The sequence below is a fragment of the Bacillus sp. 01N45 genome, assembly GCF_056399205.1.
The window spans coordinates 451,868-474,265 of the sequence record NZ_JBFTQW010000004.1 but is presented as its reverse complement, the minus strand read 5'-3'; the positions used below and the strand labels follow the sequence as shown (position 1 = coordinate 474,265).

General features: G+C 37.7%; 24 protein-coding genes. 18 read left to right on the top strand and 6 right to left on the bottom strand.

What is annotated here, in order from left to right; all coding sequences use genetic code 11:
* Both AC1DMU_RS12880 and AC1DMU_RS12875 read right to left on the bottom strand, forming a co-directional pair.
* A partial coding sequence (locus AC1DMU_RS12880) for a collagen-like repeat preface domain-containing protein (RefSeq protein ID WP_476941512.1) occupies positions 1–1,923 on the bottom strand: 1,923 nt, incomplete at its 3' end.
* A gap of 116 nt (positions 1,924–2,039) precedes the next feature.
* Positions 2,040–3,002 (bottom strand): tyrosine-type recombinase/integrase, encoded by a 963-nt coding sequence (locus AC1DMU_RS12875; RefSeq protein WP_088064237.1) that lies wholly within the window; start codon positions 3,000–3,002, stop codon positions 2,040–2,042.
* A gap of 265 nt (positions 3,003–3,267) precedes the next feature.
* Between AC1DMU_RS12875 and spoVK the strand changes: the two genes are divergently transcribed.
* Positions 3,268–4,224 carry a stage V sporulation protein K gene (gene spoVK / locus AC1DMU_RS12870; protein WP_087982006.1) on the top strand — a complete coding sequence of 319 codons (957 nt, stop codon included), beginning with the start codon at positions 3,268–3,270 and terminating at the stop codon, positions 4,222–4,224.
* Positions 4,225–4,254: 30 nt separating this feature from the next.
* On the opposite strand, the gene AC1DMU_RS12865 is transcribed toward spoVK, so the two are convergent.
* Entirely contained in the window at positions 4,255–4,392 is a 138-nt protein-coding gene (locus AC1DMU_RS12865) for a hypothetical protein (RefSeq protein ID WP_165775587.1), read from the bottom strand.
* A gap of 99 nt (positions 4,393–4,491) precedes the next feature.
* Positions 4,492–5,115 carry a trimeric intracellular cation channel family protein gene (locus AC1DMU_RS12860; RefSeq protein WP_000312270.1) on the bottom strand — a complete coding sequence of 208 codons (624 nt, stop codon included), beginning with the start codon at positions 5,113–5,115 and terminating at the stop codon, positions 4,492–4,494.
* A 92-nt stretch (positions 5,116–5,207) separates the two neighbouring features.
* Here AC1DMU_RS12860 and hflX point away from each other — a divergent pair, with 92 nt between their 5' ends.
* The 7 genes from hflX to AC1DMU_RS12825 all read left to right on the top strand — a co-directional run bounded on the left by hflX (position 5,208) and on the right by AC1DMU_RS12825 (position 11,665).
* Entirely contained in the window at positions 5,208–6,482 is a 1,275-nt protein-coding gene (hflX, locus tag AC1DMU_RS12855; protein ID WP_142398718.1) for a GTPase HflX, read from the top strand.
* Positions 6,475–7,746 (top strand): methionine gamma-lyase family protein, encoded by a 1,272-nt coding sequence (locus AC1DMU_RS12850; RefSeq protein WP_000460307.1) that lies wholly within the window; start codon positions 6,475–6,477, stop codon positions 7,744–7,746. Before hflX ends, AC1DMU_RS12850 begins: the two co-directional genes overlap by 8 nt.
* Positions 7,747–7,921: 175 nt before the next feature.
* Positions 7,922–8,311, top strand: a complete 390-nt coding sequence (gene glnR / locus AC1DMU_RS12845; RefSeq protein WP_000656785.1) for a transcriptional repressor GlnR — start codon at positions 7,922–7,924, stop codon at positions 8,309–8,311.
* A 48-nt stretch (positions 8,312–8,359) separates the two neighbouring features.
* Complete coding sequence (glnA, locus tag AC1DMU_RS12840) at positions 8,360–9,694, top strand: type I glutamate--ammonia ligase (RefSeq protein WP_000135338.1); 1,335 nt, start codon at positions 8,360–8,362, stop codon at positions 9,692–9,694.
* A 305-nt stretch (positions 9,695–9,999) separates the two neighbouring features.
* Positions 10,000–10,323: a PadR family transcriptional regulator gene (locus AC1DMU_RS12835; RefSeq protein WP_001102620.1), complete on the top strand. Its 324-nt coding sequence runs from the start codon at positions 10,000–10,002 to the stop codon at positions 10,321–10,323.
* Complete coding sequence (locus AC1DMU_RS12830) at positions 10,316–10,858, top strand: DUF1700 domain-containing protein (protein WP_088064235.1); 543 nt, start codon at positions 10,316–10,318, stop codon at positions 10,856–10,858. Before AC1DMU_RS12835 ends, AC1DMU_RS12830 begins: the two co-directional genes overlap by 8 nt.
* Complete coding sequence (locus AC1DMU_RS12825; protein WP_088064234.1) at positions 10,859–11,665, top strand: DUF4097 family beta strand repeat-containing protein; 807 nt, start codon at positions 10,859–10,861, stop codon at positions 11,663–11,665.
* A gap of 88 nt (positions 11,666–11,753) precedes the next feature.
* Here AC1DMU_RS12825 and lexA read toward each other — a convergent pair whose 3' ends face one another.
* The gene (gene lexA, locus AC1DMU_RS12820; RefSeq protein ID WP_000413737.1) at positions 11,754–12,374 is read right to left on the bottom strand and encodes a transcriptional repressor LexA; all 621 of its coding nucleotides are present in this window, start codon (positions 12,372–12,374) and stop codon (positions 11,754–11,756) included.
* 141 nt (positions 12,375–12,515) lie between these two features.
* Between lexA and AC1DMU_RS12815 the strand changes: the two genes are divergently transcribed.
* Together AC1DMU_RS12815 and AC1DMU_RS12810 are read left to right on the top strand one after the other, a co-directional pair.
* Positions 12,516–13,172, top strand: a complete 657-nt coding sequence (locus tag AC1DMU_RS12815) for a YneB family resolvase-like protein (protein WP_046956545.1) — start codon at positions 12,516–12,518, stop codon at positions 13,170–13,172.
* Positions 13,173–13,217: 45 nt separating this feature from the next.
* Positions 13,218–13,457, top strand: a complete 240-nt coding sequence (locus tag AC1DMU_RS12810; RefSeq protein ID WP_001190582.1) for a DUF896 domain-containing protein — start codon at positions 13,218–13,220, stop codon at positions 13,455–13,457.
* A gap of 39 nt (positions 13,458–13,496) precedes the next feature.
* Here AC1DMU_RS12810 and AC1DMU_RS12805 read toward each other — a convergent pair whose 3' ends face one another.
* Entirely contained in the window at positions 13,497–15,080 is a 1,584-nt protein-coding gene (locus AC1DMU_RS12805; protein ID WP_088064233.1) for a bifunctional metallophosphatase/5'-nucleotidase, read from the bottom strand.
* 184 nt (positions 15,081–15,264) lie between these two features.
* Between AC1DMU_RS12805 and AC1DMU_RS12800 the strand changes: the two genes are divergently transcribed.
* From AC1DMU_RS12800 to AC1DMU_RS12765, 8 genes are all read left to right on the top strand, one after another.
* On the top strand, positions 15,265–16,203 hold the full coding sequence (locus AC1DMU_RS12800) for a phosphate/phosphite/phosphonate ABC transporter substrate-binding protein (protein WP_088064232.1): 939 nt from the start codon (positions 15,265–15,267) through the stop codon (positions 16,201–16,203).
* Positions 16,204–16,287: 84 nt separating this feature from the next.
* Positions 16,288–17,061, top strand: coding sequence for a phosphonate ABC transporter ATP-binding protein (gene phnC, locus AC1DMU_RS12795; protein WP_087982021.1), 774 nt, complete (start codon positions 16,288–16,290; stop codon positions 17,059–17,061).
* Positions 17,058–17,852 (top strand): phosphonate ABC transporter, permease protein PhnE, encoded by a 795-nt coding sequence (gene phnE / locus AC1DMU_RS12790; RefSeq protein WP_088064231.1) that lies wholly within the window; start codon positions 17,058–17,060, stop codon positions 17,850–17,852. Before phnC ends, phnE (AC1DMU_RS12790) begins: the two co-directional genes overlap by 4 nt.
* Positions 17,852–18,655, top strand: a complete 804-nt coding sequence (gene phnE / locus AC1DMU_RS12785; RefSeq protein ID WP_048565869.1) for a phosphonate ABC transporter, permease protein PhnE — start codon at positions 17,852–17,854, stop codon at positions 18,653–18,655. Before phnE (AC1DMU_RS12790) ends, phnE (AC1DMU_RS12785) begins: the two co-directional genes overlap by 1 nt.
* A gap of 74 nt (positions 18,656–18,729) precedes the next feature.
* Positions 18,730–19,212, top strand: a complete 483-nt coding sequence (locus AC1DMU_RS12780; protein ID WP_088064230.1) for a coproporphyrinogen III oxidase — start codon at positions 18,730–18,732, stop codon at positions 19,210–19,212.
* 223 nt (positions 19,213–19,435) lie between these two features.
* Positions 19,436–21,436 (top strand): transketolase, encoded by a 2,001-nt coding sequence (gene tkt / locus AC1DMU_RS12775; RefSeq protein WP_060487429.1) that lies wholly within the window; start codon positions 19,436–19,438, stop codon positions 21,434–21,436.
* 156 nt (positions 21,437–21,592) lie between these two features.
* Positions 21,593–22,033 carry a sporulation inhibitor of replication protein SirA gene (sirA, locus tag AC1DMU_RS12770; protein ID WP_048527522.1) on the top strand — a complete coding sequence of 147 codons (441 nt, stop codon included), beginning with the start codon at positions 21,593–21,595 and terminating at the stop codon, positions 22,031–22,033.
* A gap of 78 nt (positions 22,034–22,111) precedes the next feature.
* Entirely contained in the window at positions 22,112–22,333 is a 222-nt protein-coding gene (locus AC1DMU_RS12765; protein WP_476941511.1) for a YneF family protein, read from the top strand.
* The last annotated feature ends 65 nt before the right edge of the window (positions 22,334–22,398 follow it).

Genomic DNA, 22,398 nt, shown 5'->3' with positions numbered 1-22,398 from the left:
ACCTTGAGTACCTTGAGGACCAGTGGCACCAGTAGCACCCGTGTTACCTTGAGGTCCTTGAGGTCCAGTAGCACCCGTGTTACCTTGGGCCCCTTGAGGTCCCGTGACACCAGTAGCACCTGTATTACCTTGAACGCCTTGAGGTCCAGTAGCACCAGTAGCGCCTGTGTTACCTTGAACACCTTGAGGACCAGTGGCACCCGTAGCACCCGTAGCACCCGTGTTACCTTGAGTACCTTGAGGACCAGTGGCACCAGTAGCACCCGTGTTACCTTGAGTACCTTGAGGACCAGTGGCACCCGTGTTACCTCGAGGTCCAGTGGCACCAGTAGCACCCGTGTTACCCTGAGGCCCAGTGGCACCAGTAGCGCCCGTGTTACCTTGAGGTCCGGTAGCACCCGTAGCACCAGTGTTACCTTGAACACCTTGAGGACCAGTGGCACCAGTAGCACCAGTGTTACCTTGAGCCCCTTGAGGTCCGGTAGCACCTGTGTTACCTTGAGGTCCTTGAGGACCAGTAGGTCCAGGAGGTCCACCAGAAGGTCCGGTAGGTCCGGTAACTCCTATACCAGTGGCACCGGTAGCACCAGTGTTACCTTGAGGCCCAGTAGCACCCGTGTTACCTTGAATACCTTGAGGTCCAGTGGCACCAGTAGCGCCCGTGTTACCTTGAACGCCTTGAGGTCCAGTGGCACCGGTAGCACCAGTGTTACCTTGAACGCCTTGAGGCCCAGTGGCACCAGTAGCACCCGTGTTACCTTGAGGCCCAGTGGCACCAGTAGCACCCGTGTTACCTCGAGGTCCAGTGGCACCAGTAGCACCCGTGTTACCCTGAGGCCCAGTGGCACCAGTAGCGCCTGTGTTACCTCGAGGCCCAGTGGCACCAGTAGCACCCGTGTTACCTCGAGGTCCAGTGGCACCAGTAGCGCCCGTGTTACCTTGAGGTCCGGTAGCACCAGTAGCGCCCGTGTTACCTCGAGGTCCGGTAGCACCAGTAGCACCTGTGTTACCTCGAGGCCCAGTGGCACCGGTAGCGCCCGTGTTACCTTGAGGCCCAGTGGCACCGGTAGCACCTGTGTTACCTTGAGGCCCAGTGGCACCAGTAGCGCCCGTGTTACCTTGAGGCCCAGTGGCACCGGTAGCACCGGTAGCACCCGTGTTACCTCGAGGTCCAGTGGCACCGGTAGCACCAGTAGCACCCGTGTTACCTCGAGGCCCAGTGGCACCGGTAGCACCAGTAGCGCCCGTGTTACCTTGAGGCCCAGTGGCACCGGTAGCACCCGTGTTACCTCGAGGTCCGGTAGCACCAGTAGCGCCCGTGTTACCTCGAGGTCCGGTAGCACCAGTAGCGCCCGTGTTACCTTGAGGCCCAGTGGCACCAGTAGCGCCCGTGTTACCTCGAGGTCCGGTAGCGCCAGTAGCGCCTGCTGGCCCAGTAGGCCCGGTAGGTCCTTTAATGAATGAAGCAGAATTAACTAGAGCGGTTTGTAATGCTGCTATTAATTTAAGAAGCTCTTGAAGTGTGCAAGGGTCGATTCGGAATAGTTTTGTAATGTATAGTAAATAATTAATTAGATTTTGAAGCTCGATAAATACAGCGCTTGCTACGAAGGTTGGATTTTTTAATATAGTTATTAAGTTTTTAATAATAGCTAACCCTTGTGCTTTCAGGGAGGAAGTAGCGTCTAGTGAACAAATAAATTTACTTAGTAGGTTCAATGTATCGATTAGATCTTCAATGTTTTGAGGAGATGGATTTGCGAAAAGTTTTGGGATTATTTTTGTTAAATCAATAATGATTGCACGGAATGTTCTAAGTTGTACCTTAGTAACTGGGATTGATGGGGTATTTGGGATTCGTCCGGCGCTACTGGGAAAGCATGGTTTGGAGAATTTGTTCTGACTGTCGTTAAAATGAGACATTAAATCTCTCCTTTCTCATGAGGATATGAACGAAACTCATCATAGTAGATGCAAAAATTAGTTAAATGGTCATAGTAAAATCGTTTGTTTAAAGAAAAAATAGAAAAAACGCCTTATCATAAGGCGTTTTTTCTATTTTCTGCGTATTGATAATATCGTTTTAGTGAAACTTTTGATTTGAATCCAGCTAGTTTTATAATTTCTGACTCCGGAGTTTCTTTTTTTATTAAGTTTAAAATATAGGTGTTACGAAAGTGTTGTCCTGAGATTCCTTTGCGTAAATTAGCTCTAGATACTTCAAGGCGAATCATTTTTTGGATAGCGATTTCTGTTAATCCCTTCGGTGCATCATTTTCGTATACCCATCTGTATGTTCCACGATTAAAATCAAATGCGATAAATAATGGGTCATGGCTATGATATTTTGGACGAACGGGTTCAGGGATGCTTTTGTAATAAGCATATAGTTGTTTTTTGTCTTCGTTAGTTAATGTAATTGTTCTTTCTACCCCTGCGGTTGCTGGGATAGATAATGTGTTAGTTTCAAAGTGGACGTGATGCAGAGTTAATGCTGTAAGTTCCTGTAAGGATAATCCATAGTCGATTAATAAGTTTAAAATAACGATATTACGATCTATCAATAAAGGGCGCACAGGACGTTGTTTTTCTGAAAGTCCTTCCAATGAAGAGACTATATGTTTTAATCTTTTTTCCTCATCAGATGAAATGAAATCTTCATCGCGAAGCCTGCGGTCTGGTTGGATAGAAATTTCCATATTCTTTAATGGATTAGGGATGTTTAGAAAGTGATGCATTCTATTTAATACAATAAATACACGGTGCATCGTTTTCTCTGAGTAATGTCGATTCTTTTTTAAGTCGAAAAAATAATCTTCATAGTCTTTTGTACAAAGTGTAGCCCATATATTACTGGAAGGGAGCTTTTTGTTTTTTTTTAACCAATGTCCGAAATCTTCAATGTCATAAACATAACGTTTAATGGTTGAAGGTTTTCGGCCTTTATTCAATAAAAAAATAGAAAAGGCTTGTATTGTATCATGGAATTCCGTTGTCTCCATAGTCCCACCACCTTCATTATTTCTTATATTATAGCAAACTTTTCTGAAAATAGTCATTTGCAAGGGAGACAGGAATAATAATATTTGGTGAGTGGATAAAGCGAAATTTTAATCAGTGGGATTTTGTTAATCCATCGCTGATCATTAGCCTGCACCAATCGGGCATTTACGGGCAATTATCTGCCGCCTAACTTCCTAATATTTGCTGAATTTTGAGGTGGGAGTCTTACTGCTCGCAAATAGCGGGATAAAATGAGGTGATTGTATGGAACAATCGATGCGAAAGAAAAATAATAATCAAATTAATATTGTGTTAAATCATCGAAAGAAAATTTCTTTACCAGCCGCAGAAAATAAAACAGTAATTTCAAATGAAACTACTACGAAACATGAGATGCTGCAAAGAATTGAAGAAGAAATGGGAAAGCTTATTGGGATGGATGATATAAAAAAGATAATAAAAGAAATATATGCTTGGATTTATGTAAATAAAAAAAGACAAGAAATAGGGTTAAAGTCTGAGAAGCAAGTACTCCATATGTTGTTTAAAGGGAATCCAGGTACAGGGAAGACAACTGTTGCTAGAATGATAGGGAAATTGTTGTTTGAGATGAATATTCTATCAAAAGGGCACTTAGTTGAAGCTGAACGTGCGGATCTTGTAGGAGAGTACATCGGTCATACAGCTCAAAAAACAAGAGATTTAATAAAAAAAGCAATGGGAGGTATTTTGTTTATTGATGAGGCGTATTCATTAGCCCGAGGGGGAGAAAAAGATTTTGGGAAAGAAGCAATTGATACACTCGTAAAGCATATGGAAGATAAACAACACGGTTTTGTATTGATATTAGCCGGATATTCAAGAGAAATGAATCACTTTCTTTCATTAAATCCAGGTCTGCAATCACGTTTTCCGTTTATAATTGAATTTGCGGATTACTCAGTAAATCAGCTGTTAGAAATAGGGAAGAGGATGTATGAAGAACGTGAATACCAGTTATCGAAAGAGGCTGAATGGAAATTTAGAGATCATTTACATGCCGTAAAGTACTCATCGCAAATTACATCGTTTAGTAATGGAAGATATGTACGGAATATTGTTGAAAAATCGATTCGTACACAGGCTATGCGGTTGTTGCAAGAGGATACGTATGATAAATATGATTTAATTGGGATATCAAGTTGTGATTTGATGCTTGAAGAGGAGACGCACAGTACGTAAACTGTGCGTCTGTTTTTTGTATAAGTGCTTTTACTCTTTTTTTGCTTTTTCTTGATAAGATTTATGGAAGTGTTCCATTTTAGCGCTTTTTTCGTGTGCAGAATTAGGATCGTGTCCAATTTGACCTACTGAGCTTTTTTGAGCGCCTTTATTAACATGGTTTGTCATTTGTATTCACCTCGCTTTGAGGATTAGTATAAACATTATGTAAAGAAAAACTCATTAGAAAAGAAAAACCTCTTTACGATATGTAAAGAGGTTAGATTGCTATTTATGCATTGAACGTTCTTTTGTATCGATACGTCTATGCGGTAAATGCCATTTGTAATGAATAGAAACCATGCGGAAGCAAACAATTAAAATGAATAAGGTATATAGAGCCCAATCGCTAACAATAATTTGAGCGCCGATTAAGAAACCTGCTAGAATCGTCCAAAAGGCATATACTTCAGCTCGAAGGACGAGAGGTTTTCTGCGGGCTAAAAGATCGCGGATGATACCACCGCCAATACCAGTTAAAACAGCTGCTACGATTGTAGCGCTAATTGGTAAATTTAATTTTTGAGCATATAATGCTCCTTGTACGGCGAATGCTGATAAGCCAATAGCATCAGTGATATTTTCCCACTTTTTCCAATGTCTAATTAATTTATTAGGAAAAAGAAAAATAATCGTCATTGATAGTAGTGCGATTTGGAATAACATGTCTTGTTGCCAAAACGCGACAATCGGATAACCGATTAATAAATTACGAAGGGCACCTCCCCCAAATGCGGTTGCCATTCCTAAAATATACACCCCGAAAATATCATAATCCTCTTCCATTGCAACAATGGCTCCGCTTAGTGCGAAAGCGATTGTGCCTATGATGCTAAAAATCTCCCATGCCATGAATTTTCTCCCCCGCTAACTAGATGAAATGTGCTTCCTCTGCTATTATATTAGAAGGTTTAAATTTCGAAAAGGATGAGTGAACATATTTGATGGAAGAAAAAGAAAAAGTCATATTAGTAGGCTGTCAATTGCCACAAGATGATGATGAAAAGTTTATGCATTCCATGAAAGAGCTTGCATCGCTAGCGAAGACTGCACGAGCAGAATTGTTAGTGTCTACAACGCAAAAACGACCGAAGTTTCATCCGGCGACCTATATAGGTAAAGGTAAATTAGAAGAGCTTACAATGTTAACGGAAGAATTAGAACCGGATGTTATCGTATTTAATAACGAATTAACGCCGAGTCAAATTCGGAATTTATCCTCAGTATTAGATGCGAGGGTGATTGATCGAACGCAACTAATATTAGATATTTTTGCGCAACGTGCGAAGTCGAGGGAAGGTAAGCTTCAAGTAGAATTAGCTCAGTTGCAATATACAATGCCACGTCTTATGGGGCAAGGATTGTCTTTATCACGTCTTGGTGGTGGTATTGGAACGAGAGGGCCGGGTGAGACGAAACTTGAGACGGATCGTCGTCATATTCGATCACGCGTTGATGAAATAAAGAAACAACTTGCAGTTGTTGTGGAGCATCGAAAAAGATATCGTGAGAGAAGAAAAGATAATAAAGTATTTCAAGTTTCATTAATAGGGTATACGAATGCGGGAAAATCTACACTGTTTAATAGATTGACGGAAGCAGATACGTTTGAAGAAAACTTGTTGTTTGCAACGCTAGACCCGACGACAAGGAAGATGCCGTTACCTTCAGGTTATACAGTATTACTAACTGATACGGTGGGCTTTATACAAGATTTACCTACGTCATTAATTGCTGCTTTTCGTTCGACATTAGAAGAAGCTGGTGAAGCGGATGTTATTTTACATGTAGTTGATTCAGCGGATCCTAATTATGTAGGGCATGAGAAAACAGTAAAACAATTATTGTCAGAACTTGAAATTAATCATATTCCTATTATTACGTTATATAATAAAAAAGATGAATTACATCAAAACTTTATTCCGTTTCCGAAAAGTGACTTCTTAATGACTAGTGCCTTTGAACAAAGTGATTTATTGCATATAAAAGAAGCGATAGAAACGAAAATGAAGGAAGAAATGAATCGTTATCAAGTGGGAATTCCACCGAGTGAAGGTAAGTTGTTAACGCTATTAAAGACGGAGACGCTATTAACAAAGATGGAGTTTCTGGAAGATAAATTTGTATATAATTGCGTGGGGTATATTTTTGCTCATTCATCGCTTAATGTGCAATTAAAGAGATTTTTAGTGGAAGAAGGAGAAAATAAAAATGTTTGATCGTTTGAAAAATGGAGAAAAAATTGCTCCAATCGTAAAAGAAGTAGAGAGCCAGATTACAGAAGTACATAAACGCGCGGATGAAGTAATTGAAAGCAATCAGTTTCGAGTGTTAGAAAGTTTCCGTAAACATAAAATTAGTGACTCGCATTTTATTCCGACGACAGGTTACGGTTATGATGATATTGGCCGTGATACGTTAGAAAAAGTGTATGCGGATGTATTTGGAGCGGAAGCTGGTCTTGTTCGTCCGCAAATTATTTCAGGTACTCATGCTATTTCTACAGCGTTATTCGGTGTTTTACGTCCGGGAGATGAGTTATTGTACATCACTGGCAAACCGTATGATACATTAGAAGAAATCGTTGGTGTACGCGGAAAAGGTGTAGGTTCATTTAAAGAATATAATATTGGTTATAATGCAGTTCCGCTTACTGAAGAGGGGCTTGTTGATTTTGGAGCTGTTGCGACTGCAATTCATAGTAATACGAAGATGATTGGGATTCAGCGCTCAAAAGGTTATGCTACTCGTCCATCGTTTACTATTTCTCAAATTAAAGAGATGATAGCATTCGTTAAAGAAATTAAACCTGATGTTGTTGTGTTTGTAGATAACTGTTATGGTGAGTTTATTGAAGAGCAAGAACCATGTCATGTAGGTGCAGATTTAATGGCAGGTTCGCTTATTAAAAACCCTGGTGGTGGAATTGTTAAAACTGGTGGTTACATTGTTGGTAAAGAACAGTATGTTGAAGCGTGTGCATATCGTTTAACATCTCCGGGAATCGGTGCGGAAGCAGGGGCATCTTTATACAGTCTGCAAGAAATGTATCAAGGTTTCTTCTTAGCGCCGCATGTAGCGGGACAAGCGCTAAAAGGTGCGATTTTTACAGCTGCATTTTTAGAGAAGTTAGGAATGAATACATCACCAGCATGGAATGCACCAAGAACAGATTTAATTCAGTCTGTTCAATTTGATGATAAAGATCGTATGATTGCATTCTGCCAAGCGATTCAATATGCATCTCCAATTAATTCTCACTTCACTCCATATGCCAACTATATGCCGGGTTATGAAGATGATGTAATTATGGCTGCGGGAACGTTTATTCAAGGTGCAAGTATTGAATTGTCAGCTGATGGTCCAATTCGTCCGCCTTATGTTGCTTACGTGCAAGGTGGATTAACTTATTCACATGTGAAGATTGCGATTTGTTCTGCAATTGATGCGTTAATTGAAAAAGAATTATTAACAATTTCTTAAGGGGAAGCTGTCGATTTCGACAGCTTTTTTCGTGTGAAAGTAATGATTAATCTCATTAGAAAAAAGAATGAAAAAATTTATAAAAAAATCATGTAAGAAAAGCTAACATCTATTGACACTAAACATAACATGGTATAAAATGAGAAGCAGTTAAGGCGAAGGAGGAACTGAAACAATGAAAGAAGATAGACGTTCTGCCCCGCTGTTTCCTATTGGTATTGTTATGGATTTAACACAATTATCTGCACGTCAAATTCGCTACTATGAAGAGCATAATCTTGTTTCTCCAACCCGTACAAAGGGGAATCGTAGATTATTTTCATTTAACGATGTAGATAAGTTGTTAGAGATTAAAGATTTATTAGATCAAGGCTTGAATATGGCTGGTATTAAACAAGTGTTACTAATGAAAGTAAATCAAACAGAAACAGTGAAAGTAAAAGAAGAAACGAAAGAAATTTCAAAAACTGAGCTTCGCAAAATACTTCGAGATGAACTACAACATACAGGTAGATTTAATCGGACTTCATTGCGACAAGGTGACATTTCAAGGTTTTTTCACTAAAGATAACTGATTCTGAAGGTGTTTAGAGGGACTAAGGAGGAATTTATAATGGCTAGGTACACAAGAGAAGATATTTTCCGTTTGGCGAAAGAAGAGAATGTAAAGTATATCCGCTTACAATTTACGGACCTTTTAGGAGTAATTAAAAACGTAGAAATTCCAGTGAGCCAATTAACAAAAGCTCTTGATAACAAAATGATGTTTGATGGATCTTCTATTGAAGGTTTCGTACGTATTGAAGAATCTGATATGTACTTATATCCAGATTTAGATACTTGGGTAATTTTCCCTTGGACAGCTGAAAAAGGAAAAGTAGCTCGATTAATCTGTGATATTTACAATGCAGATGGCACTCCATTTGATGGCGATCCACGTAACAACTTAAAGCGTGTATTAAAAGAAATGGAAGCATTGGGATTCTCAGATTTCAATCTTGGACCAGAGCCAGAATTCTTCCTATTTAAAGTAGATGAAAAAGGAAATCCAACATTAGAATTAAACGATAACGGTGGATACTTCGACCTTGCGCCGATGGATCTAGGGGAAAACTGTCGTCGTGATATCGTTCTTGAACTTGAAGAAATGGGCTTTGAAATTGAAGCGTCTCACCATGAGGTTGCTCCAGGGCAACACGAAATTGACTTTAAATATGCAAATGCAATTCGCTCATGTGATGACATTCAAACATTCAAACTTGTTGTAAAAACAATTGCTCGTAAACACGGTTTACACGCAACATTTATGCCAAAACCATTATATGGTGTGAACGGTTCAGGTATGCACTGTAACTTATCACTATTCAAAAATGGTGAGAACGTATTCTTCGATCAAAACGGTGACTTACAATTAAGTGATGATGCTCGTCACTTCATCGCAGGTATTTTAAAACATGCACCAGCATTTACAGCGGTAGCAAATCCAACTGTAAACTCTTACAAGCGTTTAGTACCTGGATACGAAGCTCCTTGTTATGTAGCATGGTCTGCACAAAACCGTAGCCCATTAGTACGTATCCCTGCATCTCGTGGTATTAGTACACGCGTAGAAGTACGTAGTGTTGACCCAGCTGCAAACCCATATTTAGTAATGGCTACATTATTAGCAGCAGGTCTTGATGGAATTAAAAACAAATTAACTCCACCAGCTGCAGTAGACCGTAACATCTATGTAATGACAAAAGAAGAGCGCGAAGAAGCAGGTATCGTTGACTTACCAGCAACATTAGCGCAAGCATTAGTTACATTACAATCTAATGAAGTAGTATGCGGTGCACTAGGAGAACATTTACTTGAGCACTTCATCGAAGCAAAAGAGATTGAGTGGGACATCTTCCGCACGCAAGTTCACCAATGGGAACGCGATCAATATATGTCTCTATACTAAGAGAGAAAAAAGCCTTGATACTACGGTATCAGGGCTTTTTTTTATTTGTGGGCAAATATAAAGGCTTGTGAAATGAATTAGATGGGTGCCCGCAAAGTGCTCGAAAAAAGTCATGTGGATTATTTAAAATGCGTGCTAGCTATGAATGAAAATGTGGAAGTTGAAATATGGTGTGGATGTATTTAATTCGAAAATTAAGTATTGAAAAATATAGTACCTTGCAATGAATAATACTAAGTGGTATATTATGGATATAACGGGTACCGTGTATTGAATAGTACTGAAATGAGAAAGGGGGATTGACCTTGAACGTTCAGTTTAAAAAAGGCGTGTTAGAACTGTGTGTTTTAGCACTTGTGAAACGTAAAGATTGTTACGGCTATGAACTTGTTCAGCAAATCTCAAATAAATTTTTAATATCGGAAGGGTCAGTGTATCCTTTATTACGTCGTTTAACGAAAGAAGGATATTTTCAAACGTATTTAAAAGAATCTACAGAGGGACCGCCTCGTAAATATTATCAACTAACTGAGCAAGGGGAAACGCAACTGAATTTGTTAGTAACGGAGTGGCGTGATTTTGCAAAAGGCGTACAAGAAATTATTGAAGGGGTGGAATGGGATGAGTAAAGAACAGTTTCTTAAAGAATTATCAAGTCATCTTAGAAAGTTACCGGAAGAAGAGAGGAAAGATATTTTATTTGATTATGAAGAGCATTTTCAGTTTGGAATAGAAGAAGGAAAAACTGAATCGGAAATAATAAAGGGCCTTGGCTCTCCGAAAGTAATTGCAAAAGACTTACTTGCTTTGTATCGCTTTGACGAAATGAACAAGGACCCATCAACTACCAATATAACAAGGGCTGTTATGGCAGCGATTGGACTTAGTTTGTTTAATTTTATTATTGTGTTAGGCCCGTTAGTTGCAATTATTGCTTTTATATTTTCCTTCTGGCTCGGTGGAATTGCTAGTGTAGTGACACCATTTTTCGTTATTGGAAAAGTATTTATGGGTACTTTTATATGGTTGGATTTATTCGTTAGTATAACGTTTGTTGGAGTAGGTTTGTTGTTATGTATTATCGCTTATTATAGTACGAAGTGGTTTAAAAAGTTATGCGTACGTTATGTAATATGGAACTTCAAAATGATAAAAGGGGAGTAGATGATGAAGAAAATATTGTTAGTAGCTATCGCTTGTATCATTATTGGAGTAATAGGGATTTCACAAACATATGAAAAAGCAGTGCAAACTGCAGAAGAAGGAAATAAAGAAGACGTAATTAAAAACGAAACACTAAAAAATATAGAAGTTAAGTTAGATGCTGGGGATATTGTTGTCCAAAAATCTCCCGACTCTTCTTTTTATGTAAAGCAATCAGGAGATGTACGTAAACACGAGGTTCGTATTGCCGAAGATGGTGACACATTAAAAATTATTGGGGAAAGAGAAAAAGGTGCTTCATTTGATTTTTCTTTTTACGATTTTAGATTTCAAACGTCTACAATAACTCTCCTTGTGCCTGAACGTTCATACCAAGAGATAAAAATAAATTCATCAGCTGGACAAATAGAAATAAGTGATGTGAAAAGTGATTGTGTAAGTGTTGGGACACTCGCTGGAGAAGTAGATTTGAAAAATGTCACAGCAAAAAGTGTGGAAGGATCTTCAAAAGCTGGTGAGGTGAGCTTTAAGAAGGTAATAGGAAAAGTAACTGCGAAGTCGGCTAGCGGGGAAGTGCATATTATGGATCATGATCCTAAATATGATGTAGAGGCAAGTTCAACCGCTGGGGATGTAGATATTACTTTATTAGAAAAACCACAAGATGCAGTTATAACTGGGCAAAGTGCTGCTGGCGAAGTAATGATTTTTAATGAAGAAAATAAAAATATAACAATTGGCAATGGTAGTAAAAAGATTAGTGGTAAAACAGCTGCTGGCGATGTGACGATTGAAACTCGTTCATAAGAAATAAAATGTATGAAAATCTATCAAAATACAAAAAAAGAAGATAATTACCGTATATAAATAAGGTAATTATCTTCTTTTATTATTCTTAATGTAAATCACGATATACGCCAATTACTTTTCCAATAACTGACACTTGTTTTAAAATGATAGGTTCTAATGAAGAGTTTTCCGGTTGTAGACGGAAATGGTCTTTTTCTTTATAGAAACGTTTTACAGTTGCTTCGTTATCTTCTGTTAAAGCGACTACAATTTCACCGTTGTATGCAGACTGTTGTTGGCGAACAACAACTAAATCTCCATCGAAAATACCAGCTTCAATCATACTATCTCCGGAAATACGTAACATAAATACTTGGTCTGCTCCAGCAACAATGCTAGCTGGAAGTGGGAAATGATCTTCTACACTTTCAACTGCTGTAATAGGTAATCCAGCAGTAACTTTTCCGACAATTGGAACTTGAATAACAGATTGTGTCTCTGTATCCATTCGGTTGTCACCTAAAATTTCAATTGCTCGTGGTTTTGTTGGATCGCGTCGAATATATCCTTTTTCTTCTAGTCGTGATAAATGTCCGTGCACTGTAGAACTAGAAGCGAGGCCGACTGCTTGACCGATTTCACGTACGGAAGGTGGATATCCTTTTTCTTGTACTTTTAGCTTAATAAAGTCGAGAATGTCTTGCTGGCGTTTCGTTAACTTTTCCATGTTTTCTAACACCTCGTTTTCTTTCATTTTTCTTATTAATAAGTATAACATGCGAAAAAACATTCTACAAACATAAGTTCGAACGAAAGACGAATTTATGATACACTATAAGGAAAATATAGTGAGAAAGAAGGGTTCAATATGAATGCAATTATTTATGCACGTGTGAGCACAACAAAAGAAGAACAGGAAACATCATTATTGCGTCAAAAAGATGAATTATTGCATTTAGCTGAGCGCTATCAAATGAATGTTGTAAAGGTGATTGAGGAGCAGGCTAGTGGTTATACAATTGAACGTGATGGCATATTAGAAGTGCTAGATACAATTCGCGATGAACAAGTTGATGTACTTCTCATACAAGATGAAACGCGCCTTGGTAGAGGGAATGCAAAGATTGCATTAATGCACTGTTTACATAAAGAGGGAATAAAAGTATATACGCATACGCATAATGGAGAATTAGAACTCTCTGACTCTGATTCGATGGTACTAGATATAATTGGGATTGTTGAAGAGTATCAAAGAAAGATCCACAATTTAAAAATTAAACGTGGCATGCAAAGAGCGGTAGAGAAAGGATTTCGTCCAGAGAATAATTTGAAAAATCGTCATTTAAGTATAGGACGTGAGAAAAAAGAAGTGCCAATTGAGGAAATTGTACGTTTACGCCGGAATGAATTAACTTTTGAAGAAATTGCAGCAACACTTCGTGGTTTTGGTCATGATGTTTCAAAAGCAACTGTACATCGAAGATATGTAGAATATACAAAGCAATTGCTTGATAAAGAGGACTAACTATTGTATGATAATAATCAGTTTTGAGTAAAAGGGGGATTCGAGATGCAAAGTCACGAACTCATTGAACGCATTAACTTCTTAGCGAAAAAAGCAAAAGCTGAAGGTTTAACTGAAGAAGAACAACGTGAGCGCCAATCGCTACGTGAACAATATTTAAAAGGATTTCGTCAAAATATGTTAAACGAACTTAAAGGAATTAAAGTTGTTAACGAAGAAGGTACTGATGTTACACCGGCGAAATTAAAAGCTTTAAAAAAGCAAGATAATGCAAAATTAAACTAAAAGATGGGCGAAGCCCATCTTTTTTATTTATTATATCCGTTATTTAATAACTTTCCAGTTGTTATTGACTGTTGCTTCTATCTTTTTGTGCTTCAATATATAGTTAGCGATAAGTTCAGACATATCTGTTGGTATGTCTTTTATTACGGTCTTATTTTGAAACATAAAGAAGTTCCCTCCGCCACTTGCGCGATAATTATTCATAACGACGTCATATTCTTCATTCATATGAAGTGGAGCGCCTTTATACTGTAAGGATTCTACTCTCTCGCCAATTGGTTTGGAAATGTTTAATACGTACGAAATTCCTTCCCACATATCGTAATTATAGTGTTGCGGCTTTGGTTCTATGTAGGTGGGGTTTACGATGATAGTTCCATCTGCTTTTAATATGAAATAAGAAGCAGAGAGTTCAAGGGCATCTTTTATATCCGCTCCAGTTATTCTAATTACTTTTAATGTATTTGGATAAATATAATTAGAAACGATGTCACGCATTGTTACATATTTCGGGAAACCTGGAGATGTATTATGGAATAAGCTTGTACAAGAAATGGAAACATTAGCTATATCCATCTGTATTTTATTTATGAATTCAATAAAAGGATGGTCTTGCAAACGAGTTTGCATAGCATCTGAAATTTGCATGTTCCCATAGATTACTCCAATAGGTTGATCGAGCCAATTTTGTGTTTTTTCTTCATAATCGGCAACCAAGGAAAGAATATGATGGTCAGCCTCAATTCCTTGTACGGGCAATAATTGTGAATCACTCTCTTTTTTTACCCATTTTTTTTCTGTTTTTTCGAATGTTACTGTTACTTTTCCAACGGAGTGTCCATTGCATCCAGTCTGTAAAATTGTTACACCATTCATTACGGTGTGAGCGATTTCCCGGTGTTGGTGGCCTGTTAGTAAAATGTCTATGCCTTCAATTTCATGGCACATTGCATATCCTTGGTTTTCACCTGTTAAAACTTCAGTCGGTACCCCAGTTTGTAAATCGCGTTCAAATCCCCCATGGTAGGCTACGACTAATAAATCGGGTTTCTCGTGTTCGCGAATGTAAGAAACCCATCTTTTTGTTGTTTCTAATGCATCTTCAAATTGTAAATCTTGAATGTGATGGGGTTGTTCCCAATTGGGAATGTAATGCGTTGTCATCCCTAAAATAGCAATTTTTATATTTGATTCAATATGTTTTATTATATATGGTTTCCCGAAATAAGGTTCTTTTCTGTTTTTATCTAAAATATTTGCTGATAGATACGGAAAGTTTGCAGTAGAAATAGCATTATTTAATATGTCCATTCCATAATTAAATTCATGATTCCCAATAACTGCAGCATCATAACGTAAATAGTTCGCTAATAAAGACATTGGATTTTTCTTATCTTCTTCATATGTAGCGTAATGATAAGTAAAGGGTGTTCCTTGTATGAAGTCACCGTTATCAATTAAAAGAACGTTTCTATTTTGGGAACGTTCTTTTTTTATAAGAGTAGAAATTTTGGCTAAACCAATTTCAGCTTGGGAGTTATCTTGGTAGTGAATTGGATAAACAGTGCCATGTATATCACTTGTTAATAAAATGTTTAAAGTTACAATTTGATTTGGATTCAATATCATTCACCTTTTCTATTGTTATCTACTAATTAAGCATATCAAATATATGAAGAGAATTTTAATGAGAATGTATAGAATGTGTAAAGATTCTGTAAATAAGAAAATATACGTGAAAATGTGTGATATATTTCTTCATGTTTACGGAAGGCAATTTTATAACAACAAAATTGGAGGCAATAATATGTTGAAAAAAGTTTTTGCAATGAGTACGACAGTTGTACTAGCGGCGGGATTATTAAGTGGTTGTGGAACGAAAGAATCAAGTGCAAGTAAAACTGAAGATACGAAAAAAGGTTATGTACCGAAGACTTTAAATGTTCAATTTGTTCCTTCTCAAAATGCAGATACGTTAGAGGCAAAGGCAAAACCATTGGAAAAGTTATTAAGTGATAAATTAAATGTTCCGGTAAAAGTTAGTATTTCAACGAATTACAATACAATTGTAGAAGCGATGGCGTCTAAGCAAGTAGATGTAGGGTTTTTACCTCCAACAGCGTATGTGCTAGCGCATGAGAAAAAGGCTGCAAACGTAATTTTACAAGCACAACGTTTTGGAGTAGATGATGAAACGGGAGCTCCTACAAAGGATTTAGTAGACTTTTATAAATCTGAGTTTGTAGTTAAGAAAGATTCAAATATTAACAGTGTAAAAGATTTAAAAGGTAAAAAAATTGGTTATCAAGATGTAACGTCATCAGCGGGGTATGTATGGCCTGCGGCTGTATTGTTAAAAGAGGGAATTGATCCGCTAAAGGATGTGAAACCTGTTACATTAAAAGGTCACGATCAGTCGCTGATTGCTCTTTTAAATGGTGATGTAGATGTATCTGTTGTATTCCAAGATGCTCGTAATATTGTGAAAAAAGATTATCCGAATATATTCGATCAAACGAAAATAGTGAAATTTACGGAAAAAATTCCTAACGATACGATTTCGGTACGTTCTGATTTAGATGCAGAGTGGAGTAAGAAATTACAGGACGCTTTCATTGAAATAGGAAAGAATGAGGAAGGTCACAAAATCATTAAAGAAGTATATTCACATGAAGGATATGTTAAATCTGATGATAGTAAATTTGATATCGTTCGTGAATATGGAAAGAAAGTAAAAACGCAATAATACATATGGAAATGGCAGCTAACTGGAAGGTGTATGTTTCCAGTTAGTTTGCCATTTTGAATACATAGAAGGTAGGTAAGATGTGTGATAGAATTTCGAAATGTTTCCAAAATGTATCCGAATGGTACAAAAGGATTGAATAATATAAACTTGAACATTCAAAAAGGTGAGTTTGTTGTAATGGTAGGGCTGTCGGGGGCTGGAAAGTCTACACTTCTTAGATCGGTAAATCGCCTTCATGAGATTACAGAAGGAGAAATCTTGATTGAAGGTGAGTCTATTACTGCTGCGAAAGGAAAAGAATTACGACGCATGCGCCGGGATATTGGTATGATTTTTCAAAGTTTTAACCTTGTAAAACGATCAACAGTTTTGAAGAATGTATTAGCTGGGCGTGTTGGATACCATTCGACTTTTCGTACAACGTTAGGTCTATTTCCAAAAGAAGATTTGGAGCTTGCCTTTCAATCGTTAAAAAGGGTGAATATTTTAGAAAAAACATATGCGCGAGCTGATGAATTATCAGGAGGACAACAGCAACGTGTATCGATTGCTAGAGCGTTGGCACAAGAAGCAAAAATCATATTGGCAGATGAACCTGTTGCGTCGTTAGATCCGCTAACAACAAAGCAAGTATTAGATGATTTGAAAAAAATTAATGAAGATTTTGGGATTACAACAATTGTAAACTTACATTCTATTGATTTAGCTAGGCAATATGCGACACGCATTATTGGATTACATGCAGGCGAAATTGTTTTTGATGGTTCAGTAGAAGAGGCAACGGATGAAAAATTTGCTGAAATTTATGGAGACGTAGCGCAGAAAAGTGAATTATTAGAGGTGGCAGTTAAATGAATGACGCGACGATATATTCGAAATCGATACCGAAGCCGCCGAGTAAGTTGAAACATATGTTAACGGCTATTCTAGTCATTTTACTGTTGTGGGGAAGTAGTGTACAGGTTGACGCATCATTTTCAAAACTAGTAGTTGGTTTTCCCGATATGATTGATTTGTTAAAAGAGATGGTGCCGCCTGATTGGAGTTATTTTCAAGTTATTACAACAGCGATGTTAGATACAATACGTATGGCGATTATTGGGACGACTTTAGGAGCGATTTTAGCTATTCCACTGGCACTATTTGCGGCAAGTAATGTGTTTACTAGTACATTTTTGTACGGTCCAGCTCGATTGGTTTTAAATTTTATCCGAACGATACCAGATTTATTATTAGCAGCAATTTTCGTAGCTATTTTTGGAATAGGACCACTTCCAGGTATTTTAGCTCTTACTTTTTTCTCAATTGGGCTCGTGGCGAAATTGTTGTATGAGTCAATGGAATCGATTGATCCAGGTCCATTAGAGGCGATGACAGCAGTAGGAGCAAATAAAGTGCAATGGATTGTGTATGGGGTAATTCCGCAAGTGAAAGCACATTTTGTCTCCTATGTTCTTTATACATTTGAGGTGAATGTACGTGCAGCAGCTGTTTTAGGTTTAGTAGGAGCGGGTGGTATTGGGTTGTATTATGACCGTACACTTGGATTTTTACAATATCAACAAACTGCATCTATTATTATTTATACTCTTGTTGTTGTATTGTTAATTGATTATGTAAGTACATTGTTGCGGGAGAAATTATAATGAGTAAAACGACGATAATTGTACCAAAACCGAAGAAACCGAGTGTGTATCGCTGGTTTATTTTTATAGCACTTGCATTTGTTTATGTATGGGCTTTTTCAGGAGTCCCGCTAGAGGGAATAAAGGATACGGCAGGAGAAATTACAAAAGCAATTATGACAGGTGTATTGAATCCAGATTGGTCGTATGTATCTTTGCCAGATGGTGAAGATTTATTACATGGCTTAATTGATACGTTGGCAATTGCGATATTAGGTACATTTATTTCTGCCTTTTTATCTGTTCCATTCGCTTTTTGGGCGGCAACGAATATGAGCAGTGGAAAATTAACGGCAGGAACTGGGAAATTTGTACTTAGTTTTGTTCGTACATTTCCTGAATTAGTTATGGCTCTTTTATTTATAAAAGCTGTTGGACCAGGCTCCTTTGCCGGAGTTCTAGCTTTAGGATTACACTCTATCGGAATGTTAGGGAAATTATATTCAGAAGGAATTGAAAATATAGATAAAGGACCGACGGAAGCGTTAATAGCTACAGGTGCGAATCGCTTTCAAATACTTTGGTATGCAGTATTGCCACAAGTATTACCGGATTTTCTATCGTATACGTTATACAGGTTCGAAATTAATGTACGATCCGCTGCCATTTTAGGTGTTATTGGAGCAGGTGGGATTGGTACGCCTCTAATTTTTGCACTGAGTTCACGCAATTGGTCTCGTGTGGGTATTATTTTATTGGGTATTATTTTAATGGTAATTATCATTGATTTTATTTCAAGTTCGATACGGAAGAAAATTGTATAATTTATTTTAAGCACCTATAAAAGGTGCTTTTTTATATAATAAGAATAATAAATGTGAGCAATAGGGGGGATAATTTGGCTTTACAGCACGAGTTTGTATTTGTTTCGAATGAAAAAAAAGGGTTGGATTTTATAGGTATAGATTGGATTGAACCTTGTTTTCTATATAAAGAAGAGGCAACGATAGATGAGTGTGTTGTATTAAGTGATGAGCTAATCGTATATCTATTAGATTTTACCCATTGGATTCCGACCTATTATCCAGCGAAAAGAGCAGAAGGGTTTGGAATTCACTATTATGGTATTACGAAAATAGAACAGCAAGGGGCAGTGATAGCAGAACAGTTATTTTGTTCGCTAGTTAACATGTTTTCTCTAGCGCCAGAAACAATCGAACTGACAGGGCAGTTTCAATGGGAAAATGATAATAATACTGATGGAGGATATGAAAGATACGTATTTGATCGAGATAAATTATGCCAAGATTTAAATTCTTTTATTCGTTTGCTTTGCAGAGTGAAAAATGGGGAAGGATATATTTTGCATTATGGAATTTGAAAATGATGAATAAATATACAGATAATTCCCTTTCTTTTTAAAATAAAAATAATGAAAAAGTATGTCATATTGAATACCCATACATTCCCGAAATCATTGATTTTTTTATGAAAAGCTAAAAAAATATCAACATATTTGTCGATACATGTTGTATAATCTTGCGTGGGAAGCTATCATATAAATGTATAAAACGTTTACTAATATAAGCGAAGGGAAGAATAGCATGTCACATTCAATCGAACAACTTTCTATCAACACGATTCGCACATTATCCATCGATGCGATTGAAAAAGCAAACTCTGGTCACCCAGGAATGCCAATGGGTGCAGCACCAATGGCTTATACATTATGGACTCAATTTATGAAACACAATCCAAATAACCCAACGTGGTTTAACCGTGATCGTTTCGTATTATCTGCAGGTCATGGTTCAATGTTACTATACAGCCTACTTCACCTATCTGGTTATGATGTAACAATGGATGACTTAAAGAACTTCCGTCAATGGGGAAGCAAAACTCCAGGACATCCTGAGTACGGTCATACAGCAGGTGTAGACGCAACTACTGGTCCACTTGGACAAGGTATTGCAACTGCTGTAGGTATGGCAATGGCTGAAAGACATTTAGCGGCTAAATATAACCGTGATGCGTATAATGTAGTAGATCATCATACATACGCTATTTGTGGTGATGGAGATTTAATGGAAGGCGTTTCTGCTGAAGCATCTTCATTAGCTGCTCATTTACAATTAGGTCGTCTTGTTGTGCTTTATGATTCAAACGATATTTCATTAGATGGCGATTTAAATCGTTCATTCTCTGAAAGTGTAGAAGATCGTTACAAAGCATACGGATGGCAAGTAATCCGTGTTGAGGATGGAAACGATATTGAAGCTATCGCGAAAGCAATCGAAGAAGCGAAAGCTGACGAAAAACGCCCAACGCTAATTGAAGTAAGAACGACAATTGGTTTCGGTTCTCCAAACAAATCAGGAAAATCAGCTTCACATGGTTCTCCACTTGGTGTAGACGAAACAAAATTAACGAAAGAAGCATATGCTTGGACTGCTGAGCAAGACTTCCATGTAGCAGAAGAAGTATATGACAACTTCCGTAAAACTGTACAAGATGTTGGTGAAACTGCGCAAGCAGCGTGGAACACTATGCTAGGTGAATATGCACAAGCATACCCAGAATTAGCAAACGAATTACAAGCGGCAATGAATGGTCTTCTTCCAGAAGGTTGGGAGCAAAACTTACCAACTTATGAATTAGGATCAAAAGCAGCAACTCGTAATTCTTCAGGTGCTGTAATTAATGCAATTGCAGAGTCTGTACCATCATTCTTCGGTGGATCTGCTGACCTTGCTGGTTCTAACAAAACATACATGAATAACGAAAAAGACTTTACAAGAGATGATTACAGCGGAAAAAACATTTGGTACGGTGTACGTGAGTTCGCAATGGGTGCAGCAATGAACGGTATTGCACTACATGGCGGTTTAAAAACTTACGGTGGTACGTTCTTCGTATTCTCTGACTACTTACGTCCAGCAATTCGTCTTGCAGCATTAATGCAATTGCCAGTAACGTATGTATTCACACACGACAGTATCGCTGTTGGTGAAGATGGTCCAACACATGAACCAATCGAGCAATTAGCAGCGCTACGTGCAATGCCAAATGTATCTGTTATTCGTCCAGCTGATGGTAACGAATCTGTTGCAGCTTGGAGACTAGCTCTAGAATCTACAAACAAACCAACTGCTTTAGTATTAACTCGTCAAGACCTTCCAACATTAGAAGGTGCAAAAGAAGATACGTATGAAAAAGTAGCAAAAGGTGCATATGTAGTTTCTGCAAGCAAGAAAGAAACAGCTGATGTAATCTTACTTGCATCTGGATCTGAAGTAAGTCTAGCTGTTGAAGCGCAAAAAGCGTTAGCAGTAGACGGCGTTGACGCAGCTGTTGTCAGCATGCCATCTATGGATCGCTTTGAAGCTCAAACAGCTGAGTACAAAGAATCTGTATTACCGAAAGCCGTAACAAAACGTTTCGCAATCGAAATGGGTGCTACATTCGGATGGCACCGTTACGTAGGTCTTGACGGAGATGTGTTAGGTATCGATACATTCGGTGCTTCTGCTCCTGGTGAGAAGATTATGGAAGAGTATGGATTTACTGTAGAGAACGTTGTTCGTAAAGTAAAAGAAATGCTTTAATGATTTTAGAAAAATCTCTCCGGCATGGAGAGATTTTTCTATGTAAATGAGTTTTTTCGACAGAAAAAGTTTTTTATCTCTCCGCAGTCAGACAATCATTGCAAAATTTCTTCTATATAATGAAGGGAAAAGGTTGTCCAGATTGGGAGGCGAAAGATGAAAACGTATGAATTGTATTTAATTCAAGAGGATATTGCGAAAGCTTACTTTGGTCGTGAATATTTGTTTTTTGATTTATTTGCTAGATTTTCAGAATCTGGGTCCCTTTCGGAGAGAAAAGTGTTATATAAACAAATGATGTATATAACGATGCCATTACAAGTAATGAAAATTCACCATAAATTAGAACAAGCTTTGCGCGTTCTTGGTAAATATGATCGAACACATCATACACATACACTTTATACAGGAGCGGAATACGGCGAAATAATGGTGAAACCGCACTATATTCGCATGAATACCTCTGGAAACGTTTCTATGGAAACGACTTTCTTTGAGGTGTTAAGAAAGTGTGAATTAACATTTTTAGCTATGGATTATGAAAATACAAAGTACGGATGGCTGAATCCTCTAAAACAAGTACGAACATATGTGTAAAAAATGTCGAATTGTATCTTGTCTTATTGAAAAGGTTTTAGTACACTGTAAGGTAGACAACATGAAGGAGGAAAATATATGCCAATTTGGTTAGGTATTCTAGTGGGCGTAGTAGCACTAGTAGCAGGCGTGGCGTTAGGATTTTTCATTGCCCGCAAATACATGATGAACTACTTAGAAAAAAATCCACCAATTAATGAACAAATGTTAAAAATGATGATGATGCAAATGRGACAAAAACCTTCCCAAAAGAAAATCAATCAAATGATGAGCGCGATGAATAAGCAACAAACGAAATAAGCGCTAAAAGACACTCGCTAAGAGTGTCTTTTCTTTTTGTTAGTTATGTAGTTTAAAACTTTTAA

Bases quoted from the DNA above. Each gene is read 5' to 3' on its own strand.
- AC1DMU_RS12875 (WP_088064237.1), bottom strand. From the start codon at position 3,002: ATGGAGACAACGGAATTCCATGATACAATACAAGCCTTTTCTATTTTT.
- spoVK (WP_087982006.1), top strand. From the start codon at position 3,268: ATGGAACAATCGATGCGAAAGAAAAATAATAATCAAATTAATATTGTG.
- AC1DMU_RS12865 (WP_165775587.1), bottom strand. From the start codon at position 4,392: ATGACAAACCATGTTAATAAAGGCGCTCAAAAAAGCTCAGTAGGTCAA.
- AC1DMU_RS12860 (WP_000312270.1), bottom strand. From the start codon at position 5,115: ATGGCATGGGAGATTTTTAGCATCATAGGCACAATCGCTTTCGCACTA.
- hflX (WP_142398718.1), top strand. From the start codon at position 5,208: ATGGAAGAAAAAGAAAAAGTCATATTAGTAGGCTGTCAATTGCCACAA.
- AC1DMU_RS12850 (WP_000460307.1), top strand. From the start codon at position 6,475: ATGTTTGATCGTTTGAAAAATGGAGAAAAAATTGCTCCAATCGTAAAA.
- glnR (WP_000656785.1), top strand. From the start codon at position 7,922: ATGAAAGAAGATAGACGTTCTGCCCCGCTGTTTCCTATTGGTATTGTT.
- glnA (WP_000135338.1), top strand. From the start codon at position 8,360: ATGGCTAGGTACACAAGAGAAGATATTTTCCGTTTGGCGAAAGAAGAG.
- AC1DMU_RS12830 (WP_088064235.1), top strand. From the start codon at position 10,316: ATGAGTAAAGAACAGTTTCTTAAAGAATTATCAAGTCATCTTAGAAAG.
- AC1DMU_RS12825 (WP_088064234.1), top strand. From the start codon at position 10,859: ATGATGAAGAAAATATTGTTAGTAGCTATCGCTTGTATCATTATTGGA.
- lexA (WP_000413737.1), bottom strand. From the start codon at position 12,374: ATGGAAAAGTTAACGAAACGCCAGCAAGACATTCTCGACTTTATTAAG.
- AC1DMU_RS12815 (WP_046956545.1), top strand. From the start codon at position 12,516: ATGAATGCAATTATTTATGCACGTGTGAGCACAACAAAAGAAGAACAG.
- AC1DMU_RS12810 (WP_001190582.1), top strand. From the start codon at position 13,218: ATGCAAAGTCACGAACTCATTGAACGCATTAACTTCTTAGCGAAAAAA.
- AC1DMU_RS12800 (WP_088064232.1), top strand. From the start codon at position 15,265: ATGTTGAAAAAAGTTTTTGCAATGAGTACGACAGTTGTACTAGCGGCG.
- phnE (WP_088064231.1), top strand. From the start codon at position 17,058: ATGAATGACGCGACGATATATTCGAAATCGATACCGAAGCCGCCGAGT.
- phnE (WP_048565869.1), top strand. From the start codon at position 17,852: ATGAGTAAAACGACGATAATTGTACCAAAACCGAAGAAACCGAGTGTG.
- tkt (WP_060487429.1), top strand. From the start codon at position 19,436: ATGTCACATTCAATCGAACAACTTTCTATCAACACGATTCGCACATTA.
- sirA (WP_048527522.1), top strand. From the start codon at position 21,593: ATGAAAACGTATGAATTGTATTTAATTCAAGAGGATATTGCGAAAGCT.